At 40.3% G+C, this 12,833-nt stretch carries 15 protein-coding genes; 8 read left to right on the top strand and 7 right to left on the bottom strand.

Annotated elements, in window-relative coordinates:
- The first annotated feature begins 2 nt into the window (after window positions 1–2).
- The 5 genes from HMJ38_RS02430 to coaE are packed head-to-tail and all read left to right on the top strand — an operon-like array spanning window position 3 to window position 2,746.
- On the top strand, window positions 3–305 hold the full coding sequence (locus HMJ38_RS02430) for a YtxH domain-containing protein (protein ID WP_194972792.1): 303 nt from the start codon (window positions 3–5) through the stop codon (window positions 303–305).
- 12 nt (window positions 306–317) lie between these two features.
- Complete coding sequence (locus HMJ38_RS02425; protein ID WP_194972791.1) at window positions 318–854, top strand: DUF1573 domain-containing protein; 537 nt, start codon at window positions 318–320, stop codon at window positions 852–854.
- 3 nt (window positions 855–857) lie between these two features.
- Complete coding sequence (gene yajC, locus HMJ38_RS02420; protein ID WP_194972790.1) at window positions 858–1,172, top strand: preprotein translocase subunit YajC; 315 nt, start codon at window positions 858–860, stop codon at window positions 1,170–1,172.
- Window positions 1,173–1,179: 7 nt separating this feature from the next.
- The gene (locus HMJ38_RS02415) at window positions 1,180–2,145 is read left to right on the top strand and encodes a YbbR-like domain-containing protein (protein ID WP_194972789.1); all 966 of its coding nucleotides are present in this window, start codon (window positions 1,180–1,182) and stop codon (window positions 2,143–2,145) included.
- Entirely contained in the window at window positions 2,138–2,746 is a 609-nt protein-coding gene (gene coaE / locus HMJ38_RS02410) for a dephospho-CoA kinase (RefSeq protein WP_194972788.1), read from the top strand. Before HMJ38_RS02415 ends, coaE begins: the two co-directional genes overlap by 8 nt.
- A 6-nt stretch (window positions 2,747–2,752) precedes the next feature.
- Here coaE and HMJ38_RS02405 read toward each other — a convergent pair whose 3' ends face one another.
- Complete coding sequence (locus HMJ38_RS02405; protein ID WP_194972787.1) at window positions 2,753–2,995, bottom strand: hypothetical protein; 243 nt, start codon at window positions 2,993–2,995, stop codon at window positions 2,753–2,755.
- Between the two features lie 199 nt (window positions 2,996–3,194).
- On the opposite strand from HMJ38_RS02405, the gene HMJ38_RS02400 reads away from it, so the two are divergent.
- Window positions 3,195–3,689: a C40 family peptidase gene (locus tag HMJ38_RS02400; protein ID WP_194972786.1), complete on the top strand. Its 495-nt coding sequence runs from the start codon at window positions 3,195–3,197 to the stop codon at window positions 3,687–3,689.
- A gap of 230 nt (window positions 3,690–3,919) precedes the next feature.
- Here the strand turns inward: HMJ38_RS02400 and HMJ38_RS02395 are convergent, their stop codons facing one another.
- The 6 genes from HMJ38_RS02395 to HMJ38_RS02370 are packed head-to-tail and all read right to left on the bottom strand — an operon-like array spanning window position 3,920 to window position 10,654.
- A complete protein-coding gene (locus HMJ38_RS02395) occupies window positions 3,920–4,519 on the bottom strand; it encodes an HmuY family protein (protein WP_228779838.1) in 600 nt (199 codons plus the stop codon).
- A 17-nt stretch (window positions 4,520–4,536) separates the two neighbouring features.
- Complete coding sequence (locus tag HMJ38_RS02390) at window positions 4,537–6,840, bottom strand: TonB-dependent receptor plug domain-containing protein (protein ID WP_194972784.1); 2,304 nt, start codon at window positions 6,838–6,840, stop codon at window positions 4,537–4,539.
- A gap of 47 nt (window positions 6,841–6,887) precedes the next feature.
- Window positions 6,888–7,934 carry a hemin-degrading factor gene (locus tag HMJ38_RS02385; protein ID WP_194972783.1) on the bottom strand — a complete coding sequence of 349 codons (1,047 nt, stop codon included), beginning with the start codon at window positions 7,932–7,934 and terminating at the stop codon, window positions 6,888–6,890.
- 3 nt (window positions 7,935–7,937) lie between these two features.
- Window positions 7,938–8,738, bottom strand: a complete 801-nt coding sequence (locus tag HMJ38_RS02380; protein WP_194972782.1) for a heme ABC transporter ATP-binding protein — start codon at window positions 8,736–8,738, stop codon at window positions 7,938–7,940.
- A 1-nt stretch (window position 8,739) separates the two neighbouring features.
- Complete coding sequence (locus HMJ38_RS02375; protein WP_228779837.1) at window positions 8,740–9,798, bottom strand: FecCD family ABC transporter permease; 1,059 nt, start codon at window positions 9,796–9,798, stop codon at window positions 8,740–8,742.
- Window positions 9,799–9,802: 4 nt separating this feature from the next.
- Window positions 9,803–10,654, bottom strand: coding sequence for a heme/hemin ABC transporter substrate-binding protein (locus tag HMJ38_RS02370; RefSeq protein ID WP_194972781.1), 852 nt, complete (start codon window positions 10,652–10,654; stop codon window positions 9,803–9,805).
- 367 nt (window positions 10,655–11,021) lie between these two features.
- On the opposite strand from HMJ38_RS02370, the gene atpD reads away from it, so the two are divergent.
- Window positions 11,022–12,524: a F0F1 ATP synthase subunit beta gene (gene atpD / locus HMJ38_RS02365; protein WP_194972780.1), complete on the top strand. Its 1,503-nt coding sequence runs from the start codon at window positions 11,022–11,024 to the stop codon at window positions 12,522–12,524.
- Window positions 12,525–12,565: 41 nt separating this feature from the next.
- Window positions 12,566–12,814, top strand: a complete 249-nt coding sequence (atpC, locus tag HMJ38_RS02360) for an ATP synthase F1 subunit epsilon (protein WP_194972779.1) — start codon at window positions 12,566–12,568, stop codon at window positions 12,812–12,814.
- Window positions 12,815–12,833: the final 19 nt, after the last annotated feature.

Raw genomic sequence — 12,833 nt, 5'->3', positions numbered from 1 at the left:
TGATGAGCAATAATTCAAATTCATGGATAGCATTCATTGCAGGTGCCAGTATAGGCGCTGCTATTGGTATCCTTTTCGCCCCCGATACTGGAAAAAACACCAGAGACAGACTTTCTTACCAACTATCCAAGTACAGTGAGGAGCTGGAAAAATTGATCAATGATTTAAGAGAAGGAAAAAATCTGCCTTCCAATGAAGCGAAAACTGAAGGTAACAAGGTCATTTCTGATGCAAAAAACAAAGCAGAAAACCTTCTCAGTGATGTGAATAAACTGATAGAACAAATAAACAGAGAATCGAATTAAATCAAACAAGTTATGAAATACCTAAAAATGTCTGCTTTGGCTTTGGCCCTAGCTATCACCGCAGTAGGTTGCGAAACTAAAAATGACCAAAGCGATAAAATCGCTGAGTTGGAACAAAAATTGGCAAGATTGGAAGCATCCCAACCCATACCAACAAACGTAAGTTCGGTGGCAGCTGCAGATCCTACCTCTTTGGGGGCCTTTCAATTTCAAGAAATGGAGTATGATTTCGGAACAATCAATGAAGGAAAAGTAGTGGAGCATCTCTTCAAATTCACCAATAACGGACAAGCACCATTGGTGATTTCAAACATCACTGCATCTTGCGGTTGTACCAGTCCTGACTGGACCAAAACGCCCGTTAAGCCAGGTGATGAAGGTTTTGTGAAAGTGATTTTCAATTCTACAGCCAAGACTGGAACGCAGGCCCCAACAGTTACCATTCAGGCAAATACAAGCCCTAATGTTACAAGATTGAGATTGAAAGGTAATGTAACCCCAAAATTAGCCGGCGCAAACCCAAATCAACTCGGTCCAGTTAAAAAATAATATATGAAACTTTGGATTTTACTTCAGGCCGATGGTGGTGCTGGTATTATGGGACAAGTCTTCCTTTTTGGCTCCATCATTTTGATCATGTACTTCTTCATGATCAGGCCTCAACAAAAAAAACAAAAAGAAACCAAAAATTTTCTTGAGTCCATTAAAAAAGGAGACAGCGTAGTGACTATAGGTGGAATCCATGGAAAAATATTTTCCATAGATGGAGAAACTCTGACACTTGAACTGGACAAAGGATTCAAGATTAAAGTTGAAAAATCTGCTGTTTCGGCTGATTTTAGTAAAAAAGCTTTAGGAACCCAATAAAAATATCTTGGCCCAGCTTAAAAAATTCTTCAATAATCTTAATCCACAAAAAACCTCAAATTTTAAAGTGGCGGCGCTATGTTTCATAGCAGCCGCCACTTTTTGGGTTTTAAATGCGCTTAATAAAGATAATTATACAACAGTCGTAGATTTTCCCATTGAAATTATTTTTGATGACAATGAATTTATGGCTGTTGAAAATCTCCCAAACAGAATCAAATTGGAAATCAATGGTAATGGTTGGGATCTATTAAGAAAATATTTTAAAATCAACGAATCTCCTTTTTTGATAGAAATCAACAATCCCTCTACCAAGGATTATTTTCTCACTTCTGAAATCAGGCGTGGTCTTTCGGAAACATTAAATCCTACAAGTTTAGTCTCAATTTTGCCAGATACAGTCAGATTCAGTATTGACAAAATAGTAACCCGAAAAATCAAAATTCAAGCAGACACCACTACCAATACTTTAGCAAAAAACTTTAGATTGATTACCCCAATTGAGATTGACCCTGCTGTTATCAATATCAAAGGTCCAACTTCTGTGTTACAAAAACTCGATGGCGTTTTGAATGTTGACCTCCAAGAAGTTAGAATCAGTGAAAATTACAGTAAAATTATTACCCTTGAACTACCTGACAGCCTGAAAAAATATCTGGAGTTGGAAGAAGAAAGTGTTCACGTCCGCTTTGAGTTGATTCAAATGCTGGAAGGAAATAAAAGGCTTAGATTGAAACTGGTCAACTTCCCCGACAATGTCAGTTTGGTTCAACAACCTGGTACCATCATCATGTCTTATTTGATAGATGAAAGAAAGCTTGAGGACCTCAAGGCATTGGAGTTTGAGGCCATATTAAATTATAATAACCGCAACGCTCAGGATAGTACCATCAATGTACAAGTTCTACCAAAACCTACCTACCTTGAGAACATCAAATTTGAACCGGAAGTATTAAAACTAAGGTATGACTAGAAAAACCCCACTTCTTGTCGGCCTCACAGGAGGTATTGGTTCGGGCAAATCGACCGTAGCAAAGATTTTTTCCATTTTAGGCATAGCCATCTATTATGCTGATGACAGGGCAAAGTGGTTGATGGCGTACGATGTGGAACTGAAAAATCAAATTTTGACTCATTTTGGAGATAAAAGCTACACCGAAGATGGAAAGCTAAACCGAAGCTATTTGGCAGAAACGGTATTTAGTAATGAAGAAAAAGTCAAAACCATTAACAGTTTGGTCCATCCTGCTGTAAAAAAGGATTTTGAAAAATGGGCCGCCCAACAAATCTCCCCTTATGTTTTGAAAGAAGCTGCCTTACTTTTTGAAACCGGCTCTTTCAAAGACCTGGATAAAACGATCAATGTTAGTGCACCTTTGAAGATCCGGATTACAAGGGTTTTACTTCGTGACCCTCATAGGACAGAAAAGCAAGTGAATGATATCATTGACAAACAAATTCCTGATGAAGAAAAAAATCAGAGGGCAGACTATGTGATCAAAAACGCTGACAACAAATTATTGATTCCGCAGGTGTTGCAAATCCACCGTGAGCTATTGGGTCAGCAAGCTTAAATACCTTTAGAGGCTGAACTGAATCTGATCAAGATAAAACTTCATTCTGGTATGCCTTCTGTTCAAAAAATCAATGTTATCTATTTTATCCAATTTATGGTTGTAAAAAACCTCAATATATTCATTATTAAGTAAGTACAGATTTACCTTATAGGTATAATACCTGATGCCTACTACAAAAGTTCCTTCTGTATAAAGCATCTGTATCTTTTTATTTATTGGTAATTTTCTAAAATCTTCCTTACTCATTTCACTAATTTTGACAGCTCCATTTCTGAGGCAATATAGCCAAAAGCAGACCAATTTCCACTCTTAAGGACATTTTCAAAACAGTTTTCGCCTTAACCGTATCACCCTTTGCCAGATAGTAATTAATTTATAGTTAGATAATCTTTTGAATCTATACGTTAGCTATGTATTATTGAAGATAAAAATATTCCTGCCAATAATGAAGACAAACTTAGGGCAAATTCTCAAATCCCGAATTTTATTGATCCTGATTACTATCACCATTCCTATTTTCTTCTCTTCATGCTCCTCAACCAAAAAAATCCGGAATCAGAATATCAATAAAGTGATTGACACCGCCCGTTCTTACCGGGGCACTCCATATAGGTACGGCGGAACTACCCGATCAGGAATAGATTGCTCCGCTTTGATTTTTCATTCATTCCAACCCGTGGGCATCAACATGCCCAGAACATCCGAAGCACAAAGCAAAATGGGTAAGAAGGTCAATGAGAGTAGGCTGGAAAAAGGTGATCTTGTTTTTTTCTCTACGGGAAAAAGCAAAAGAAAAGTATCTCATGCCGGAATTGTCACTGAAAACTCCAGGGGCAACATCATTTTTATCCACTCATCGACATCCCTTGGTGTCACAGAAGACAAGCTGGACAATTCCTATTGGAGTAAGGCATTTCGGTTTGGGCGAAGAGTTTTTTAGATAAAAAATTAAAAGGCTGTCTCATAAATCGTCTTTCTAATTTTATTGCCAAATAAATTATCGGTTTTACAATTAGGCGCTTTGCTTAGTGTCTTTGTGACCAAAATTCTTCAAAAATGCCACTAAGACACAAAGTTTAGTGAAATTTAATCCCAAACAATATCTGGATACAATTTTTGAAGATTTCACTTATGAGACAGCCTCTTAATTATCGAAAATTGAGAAGAAAATTAAAACTTAGTACTTCCATTTGGCTGTAGGATAAACCGGAAGGTGTAATGTCCACTTGGAGTCATCCTTGGGTCGATTTCTTCTACAGGTGGATTACCTTTGTAATAACTTAGGATTTCCATTTTGACATAATTCCCTTTTGTGGTTTGAACTAAAATCACACGGCCGGGAATAGGCGTTACCGTAAATGTCGTGGAATTGTAATTGTACCAGCCTGTTCCACTACCAGTCGGAATCGCAAAGGAAGTGGCTGTATCTTTAGCAAACACAGCAGAAGCAGGAACTTCAGTGATTTCCTCGAAAATTCCAGTAACAATGGCAGCGCTGACATTATTGGCACTATTGACACGGATGGTAGTCCCTTTGAAAGCCAAATCCCAATTTTCATTTTCGCTTACAATGGCATTTTGCTCCATGCTGAAATATTGAAATGGACGCTCTTCAATTACTTGACCGGTTGTTCGATCAATCAGGTCATTGGGAGCTGCCAGATCTTCCACCAAAGTGGCCTCAAGAGGTACTACCGGAGCAGGTTCATCATTGTTGTTGCAGGAAAATAAGAAGGTAATAATCCCAACTGTGAAGATAAATTTTTGCATTGTTTTCATTTTATTTTTTAGTTTATAAGATTTAGAATTGGTATTTTGATTCCTAGAAACAGCACCCTGCCGGGATTATTCGGTTGAGCCGGTGTTGCAGCATTTAAAAGATTGGTACCTCCTGCCTCCAGAAAAAGCCCATTTTCAAATGTCTTCGAGGTAGTAATATTTATGCTTACCCATCCCGGGGCATATTCTCTGTCGTCATCAAGGATGAGGTTTCCGTTTAGGTCTGCAAAACCAAACCTACCTCTGTAAATGGCCCTCAGGGACCAATTGATTTCAGTAAGGTTGTCACGGTAATTCACTTTGAAGTTTCCACTATGACGACTTCTATTGAATAGTCCTCCATAATCTGCACGGGTGACACGTTGGGTTTGGTTTTGTGAATTCCGCTTAAAAATTTCCCCATTTTCAATGCGCTCAAGCATCTCCATATCTTTGGTATCCAAAAAAGCGTAACCCGCACTCAGACTGAGATTATCCAGTAAGTTAATTTGGGCGTCAACTTCTATTCCCTGGGTGACTACGCTACGGATATTGAAATAGGAAAATGCATTCTGTCCGGTGACCAATTGGGCAATTGGAGCTGTTTCTATCAGGTTATCTATTTCATTGCGGAAAGCATTTAACTGAATGAGACTTTGTGTTGTTGGTTTCCATCGAAATCCGGTATTGATTGACCTGGATGTTTCGGCATTTAGTTCTCCCAGTGTTTGAGGATCAATTAGAATTTGTGCTATCAAGCCTTCTTCCTGCAATCTGGAAATTTCCCGCTCAGCAAGATTGGCACCAAAAACATAGTATCCGGAAGCAGCATTGTTAAAATTCAACAATAATTGCCGGAAATCGGGTGTTTTGAACCCGGTACCCATAGAGGCCTGCCAACTGAAGCTTTCAGAAATCTGATATTGCGCTGAAATTTTTGGGCTCAGTCGATTTCCAAATTGACTGTGAAAATCAGCTCTCAGGCCGGTAACTACATTGATTTTGGGAATAGGATCCCATAAATGCTGAAGGAAAAAGTAGCCCGCGTCAAATCGGTTTTTTTCTTCATAGCGGGTGGCTTCCACCGTTTCTATCAATTGCCCCATACCCAAAGTGATCAGGTTTTTAGAATTGGCCTGAAAGTCAGTCTGCAGTTCAGTCCGATGATAGAATTGTGCAAAATACTGAAAGTCAAAAACTTCTCCACCATTTCTGAACCTGGTGTCCGAATTGGTTGAAAACCATGAGCTCATGCCCCGAAGCGTCAGTGTCCAATCTGCATCGGGCTTAAAACGTATGGTAGGGTTTAAGTTGAAATCCCTTCTTTCATTACCCAAGTCAAGAATTTCAACACCTGAATTACCGTTAGTTTGAAGAATGCCTTGCGATGTCTCCAGATATCCTCTGCCAAAAACACTGACATTTAACTTTTCAGAAAGGTCACCTGAAATTTTAAGCTGTCCGGTAGAGGCCTGAAAAGGATTTTGGGTTTGGCCCACTGTTTCGGGAGTAAGATCAAATCCATCTGTCCGAAAATGATCCAGAAAAACCTGAGTACTCCAGTTTTTTTTGCCGACTCCTAATTCCAAAAAGGGATTCCAGGAATTGAAGGAGCGGTGCCGAAGGCCTAGATCCACGTTGGATTTATTGTTACCTGATTTGGTAATTATATTGATCACGCCGCCCATGGCTTCACTGCCATAAATGGCACTCGAAGGCCCTCTGAGGATTTCGATCCGATCAATATTGGAAACAGAAATACGGTCTAAGTCGAAGGTGCCGGCGGTTCGCCCTATCATGGGTTCTCCATCAAGAAGAATCAGAATATAATCCGAGTCCAAGCCCTGCATTTGCAGCCCCGAACCATGATCTGAAGTAATCTGTAAGCCTGTTTGCTCCCTCAAAATCTCGGATAAACGAATGCCCCCTGTTTCCTTAATCTTTTCAGCATTCAATACCGTTACGGGCATGGGTAGTTGTTCAACACTACGTTCTGTACGGGTCGCCGCCACTACTATCTCCTGAAGATTACCCGATTTCTCTTGAAGGATAATTTCCTCATCCAACAGCCATTCCTGCCAAGTCAATTGGCGGCTTTCAAAACCCAAAGCAAATACGGTTATCGTTTCGGAAGGATTTTGAATTTCGATTTTACCCAAAGCATCTACAGCAAGCGCTTTTTGGCCTTCAGGTTTGATCAAAGCATGGATGATAGGTTTTCCTGAGCTATCAAGAATTTTCTTTTCCCCATCCCCTTCAAGAGCAGAAAGTTCGGAGCAAAATAATAAAGACAGGAAGAAAAATGCTATTTTATTTAGATTAAATCTAATCATAATCTCAAATTTTTTTGCCGGGAGGATTCCTCCCGGCGGGATTAAGTTTAAAGACTATCAATTAGGCCTTTCCAAGCATCCAATTGTGGTATTCCCGGCTTCCTCAATCCAAAGAATTGAGCGATCATTTCCCCTTCTTTGTCAAAAAGCTCCAAAGCAGAAACCAAACCGTCTGAAGTATTTTTGTGAACAACAAAAGCCGAATCTATGATGTCCTCATTCAGGTGCATATTGAAGTCAGGATCCATGACATTGAGCCAATTTCCCATCTGACGGATGGTTCTTACTTTTCCTTGATGGATCTGTATATTTCCTTTGTTACCAGCGAAAATCATGATAGGCATTTTCTCAGCTGAGGCAGTTTCTACAATTTTTCTTGCCGATAGTCTGTCCACTTCATAAGCCCATTTGTCATTGATCCATTTGACAGCATCAAGTCTATGTACATTGTACTTTCTGAGCATCCCAAAGAAATCATGGGTATCCTTCATATTTTCCCATTCATGCGTAAAAGCTGCCAGATCAATCTCTTTGGCATGTTCTGACTTAGGATATGCTTCAACTTCCAGATCAGCGTTTTGGTCATTGCTTCTGAAATCATTCAAAATCTTATCATAAGCATCTTCATTACTTTTTTCCTGAAGATAAATTTTCAAAACTGCAACACCTGCCTTGTCAAAAAACTGGAAGCTCCTCATTGTGCCTCTTGGTGTATGGTTGGTCACAGCAAAACCAAATTTCCAGCCGCTGAAAAAGATCCGCTGCTCGATCGGGCCGATCACGGTCGCCACCTGATTGGGTGCCTGACCCATCAGGTCGATTTTCTGAAAATTACCTTTGTGTTCCAATACGCAACCTTCATTTCTGGTCAGGGCCATTACTTTGCCAAGGCTTTTGCAGGCGATGATAAGTTCTGCAAAGTTTTCGTTTAGCCTGACCGTTTCAGGTCCAATAGTGGAAGCAATCAGTTCCGCTTCGGATACGCCTAACTTTTGTGCGGCATCTCTTACCCTCAGTTGAGGCTGTTGTTTTTTAAGTTCTTCCCAGGCTTCTTTTAAAGAAGCTACTGAGGAAAATTGCATGGTAGATTCCATAGTTTATGCAAGTTTGGTTTCTAAATGGTTTTGAATAAATGGTATACTTTGAATGATGATGGGAGAATCCTCTGAGCCGGAGAATACCTGAATAGGATGCTCAAATATTTTCTCCAGATTTGTAGCTGTCATCACGTCTTTGACGGCTCCTTGATAAAGGATTCTTCCTTTTTTGAGTAAGATTACCTTATCAGCATAGTTGGCAGCAAGATTAAGGTCATGCAAAATGGCAAGGACACCGATGTTTCTTTTCTTTATTTTATGGATTATCTTAAGTACATGATGTTGTAATGCAATATCCATACTGGAAGTAGGTTCGTCCAAAAGCAGGTATCTTGGAAAAGGTTTTTTATCCCAAATCTGGGTCAACACCCTGGCGAGTTGGACTCTTTGCTTTTCACCACCTGACAAGTTCCCGTAAAGTTTGTCCTTGAGGTGCCAGGTATGGGTTTCGGTCATGACCTCTTCCACTAGGTCTTGACGAAATGAATTACCCCCCGAGAGTAATCCCAACTCAACTACTTCCAAAGCTTTGAATGGAAATGATAAATAGCTATGCTGAGGCATTACCGCCCTGACGAGGGCAAGATTTTTGGGAGAGAATCCGGTAATTGGAGATCCGTTGTATGCGACATTTCCATACTTACATGGAATCTCTCCTGATAAGATTTTGAACAGAGTAGATTTACCGGCACCATTGGGACCTAGGATTACTGTCAATTCACCTGGAGCGAGAGAGACGCTTGCCTGGTCCACAATAGGCATATTCCGGATGCAGAAATGGATATCATTTGCTTGTAACATATCAGGATCTGATTTTTTTTACGTTGATAATAAGCCAGATAAAAAATGGAGCACCGATGATGGCGGTGATGATGCCGATGGGCATTTCAGAAGGCATGACAATGGTCCGCGCCAATAAATCGGCAATAGTCAACAAACAGGCACCCAATAGAAATGATCCCGCAAGAACCAATCTATGGTCGGCTCCAAACATCATTCTAATCAAGTGCGGAACGATTAGGCCGACAAATCCTATAGTTCCTGTTAAAGACACCGCCGTTCCAACAATCAGCGCGCTTGAAAATAGCAAGATGTATTTTACTTTCTGGACATCTACACCCATGTGAAATGCCTCATTTTCACCTATTGAAAGGGCATTGAGATTTTTAAACTGTGAGGTGACCAATATTGCCGGACCTGATATCAGCAGAAATGCAATCCCTACCTTATCCCAATTGGCCCCTCCAACATCGCCCAAACTCCAAAATGTGAAATTCCTCAAAGCGGCATCATCCGCATAAAAAATCACCAATCCGATCAGTGCCCCTGAAAGTGCATTTAGAGCAACTCCTGCGAGAATCAATAAAGAAATATTTGTCTTTCCGGCTGAACTGCTCAGCTTATATACCAAGGAGGTATTGATGAGACCTCCAATAAAGGCAAAAAGCGGTAGGCCTATTCCTCCGAAATAGCTCAAGACCGGAAAACCACTTCCAAATACAATGAATATCACTGCAAATAAGGCTCCTCCACTACTCACCCCAATAAGGCCCGGTTCGACAAGGGGATTTCTAAACAGCCCCTGCAAAGCCGCCCCGGTAATTCCTAGGCCTCCACCGACAAGAATTGCCATCACTATCCTAGGCAAACGTATATGAAGCAAAACATTGGATTGCTGTGGGGAAAAATCCGTAATACCTAATCCTATAGTATCCATAAGAACCCCTAAGACATTATAAACAGGAATATGAAAAGCTCCCAAGGATAGTGAAATGACCACAACTACCATCAAAGCACTACCCAACAATCCAAGAATGAGATTCTGAGTCTTATTTTTGCGATATGTCAGTGTCTGTATCAAGGGTTTATTTTCTCACGGATTTTGCAAGTTCCAATGCAGCTTTACCAACTCTGGGGCCAAATCCTGATAGGTATTGTCCGTCCAAAGAAAGAATCTGTCCCTGCCTGAAAGCGGTGGTATTTTCTATACCTCTGATATTTTTGACACCATCCATTCCTCCTATAGACTGAATTCCCGAATCAAAAAAGAGCAGGTAATCAGGATTCATGGAGATCAAAGCTTCAGGAGTAAGTGGAATAAAGTCTTTGAATCCTTTACCCACATGGTCTAGCCCTGCCATATTGAACATCGATTCCGCAAAGGTCTCCTCGCCCGCAACAAACACCATTTCCTGACCTCTTGCCATGACAAAAGCCATACTTGGATTTGTAGATTGAGCTTGCAAATAATTTTGCAATTCTTTGATGTCAGCTTCTATAGAAGCATTGATGGCCTTCCCTTTTTCAGGCACTTCTAAGAAGTTGGAGATTTCAAAGACAATCTTATAGGTACCATTGATATCTTTGGGCTTTTCAAAAAACTGGACTTGAAGTCCAGCAGCTTGCAACTGCCTGACCACGTCTTCAGACATATATCCCTCCTCCGCCAAGACCAAATCGGGTCCTAAGGCCAAAATACCCTCGGCTTTGATCTGATTACGGTAACCAATAGAAGGCAATTCCTGCATGTTGGCAGGGAAGGTTGAGGTAATGTCAGTCGCAATAATGTCTCCTCCAAACCCCAATTCGCTGACAACTTCTGTGATGGTACCACCTGCTGTGATTATCTTAACTTTATCTGCGGTGACTTCAGTCTTCCTTTCAGCACAGGAAAAGATTGTAGTTCCAAGAAGGAATAATAGAATGAATCTTATCATTATTTAGATTGATTTAAAATAATGTGACAAATATCAGTGTATTTAGATTTAATCCAAATAAAATTTAATTGATATTTTCTATGAATCTGAATTTTTTATCAGGGTATTGAGAGAATACAAAATTGATAGAATCAATCTATGACGATGGACCGGAACTATTAATAAACCCTAAAGGCATAAAAAACCTAAAAAGATTCTTGAAAATTTAAGTTTAAAGACGACCTTACAGAAAGGCTTTTGAAAAACATTTTAAAAAAGATCAACCAAGCAGGATTAATTTTCCAAACATCCTTTGGTATTAAGCTTTTATAATTAATTTTGCACTCAAATTTAAAAAGCATCATCCTTTTTATTCTAATACAAACAAATGGCAAATACTGGTAAGATAACACAGATAATCGGTCCTATTGTGGATATATCCTTTGAAGAGGGATATTTACCCAACATTTTGGATGCCTTGACTGTCACGAGACAAGACGGTCTCAAAATCATCCTTGAAGTACAGCAGCATCTCGGTGAAGATAGAGTCAGAACCATAGCAATGGATGCTACAGAAGGTTTGGTGAGAGGTCAAGAGGTTGTGGACAACGGCGCTCCTATATCTGTACCGACAGGCGATGCCATCAAAGGACGTCTGTTCAATGTAATCGGTCAAGCTATTGACGGCTTACCTGAAGTGATTTCTGAAAAAAGATTGCCTATTCACAGGTCGGCACCAAGATTCGAAGATCTTACTACAGCCACTGAAATTCTTTATACAGGTATCAAAGTATTGGATTTGATCGCTCCTTATGCCAAAGGAGGTAAAATTGGTCTTTTTGGAGGTGCAGGTGTTGGTAAAACAGTATTGATCCAGGAATTGATCAACAACATTGCAAAAGCTTATTCAGGTATTTCCGTATTTGCCGGTGTCGGTGAAAGGACCCGTGAAGGAAATGATCTTTTGAGAGAAATGATCGAATCAGGAATCGTAACTTATGGTGATGATTTCCTCCACTCTTTGGAAACTGAAGGTGGATGGGATCTATCTAAAGTTGATCTCAAAAAATTAGAAGAATCAAAAGCTACCTTTGTGTTCGGTCAGATGAACGAGCCTCCGGGAGCACGTGCGAGAGTTGCCTTGACAGGTCTAACCCTTGCTGAATACTATAGAGATGGTGAAGGCGAAGGTAGCGGTAGAGATATCCTGTTCTTTATTGACAACATCTTCCGATTTACACAGGCAGGTTCTGAAGTGTCAGCCCTTTTGGGAAGGATGCCGTCAGCGGTTGGTTACCAACCAACATTGGCCACAGAAATGGGTCAGATGCAGGAAAGGATTACTTCTACTAAAAACGGTTCAATTACTTCCGTGCAGGCCGTTTACGTACCTGCGGATGATTTGACTGACCCGGCTCCGGCTACTACATTTGCCCACTTGGATGCCACTACAGTACTTTCCCGAAAAATTGCGGAATTGGGAATTTATCCTGCTGTGGATCCATTGGATTCTACCTCAAGGATTCTTGATCCCCTGACTTTGGGAGAAGAACATTATGGCTGTGCACAAAGGGTGAAAGAAATTCTTCAGCGATACAAAGAACTTCAGGATATCATTGCGATCCTTGGTATGGAAGAACTTTCTGACGAAGATAAAATGGTCGTTCACAGAGCTAGAAGGGTTCAAAGATTCCTTTCCCAGCCTTTCTTCGTAGCTGAAGCATTTACAGGTCTGAAGGGTGTTTTGGTAGACATCAAGGATACCATCAGAGGTTTCAATATGATCATGGACGGTGAATTGGATCATCTTCCTGAATCCGCTTTCAACTTGGTAGGTTCTATTGAAGATGCCATTGCGAAGGGTGAAAAAATGCTTGCTGAGGTAAAATAATCCAAAGCCTGTCTTAACCTTCAGGCTATAAAGATATTCCAATGATGAAATTAACCATAGTAACTCCTGAACAGCAGGTTTTTCAGGGTGAAGTGACAGAAGCCACATTTCCAGGTGTTGATGGATCTTTTCAGGTTTTGCAAAATCACGCAGCTGTTGTGTCTGCATTGGGAAGAGGGACTGTTTCCTACACTACCAAAGAAGGAAAGAAAAGCCACGTCGTCGAAGGAGGCGTAGTAGAAGTCAATGACAATAAAATTGTATTGTTGGCCGAGAAAGTAATCGGCTAAATATGCTAATATATTCAAA

The sequence above is a fragment of the Aquiflexum lacus genome, from assembly GCF_015476655.1.
Classification (GTDB): domain Bacteria; phylum Bacteroidota; class Bacteroidia; order Cytophagales; family Cyclobacteriaceae; genus Aquiflexum; species Aquiflexum lacus.
The sequence above is the reverse complement of the archived record's forward strand: the minus strand, read 5'-3'. Positions and strand labels throughout refer to the sequence as shown.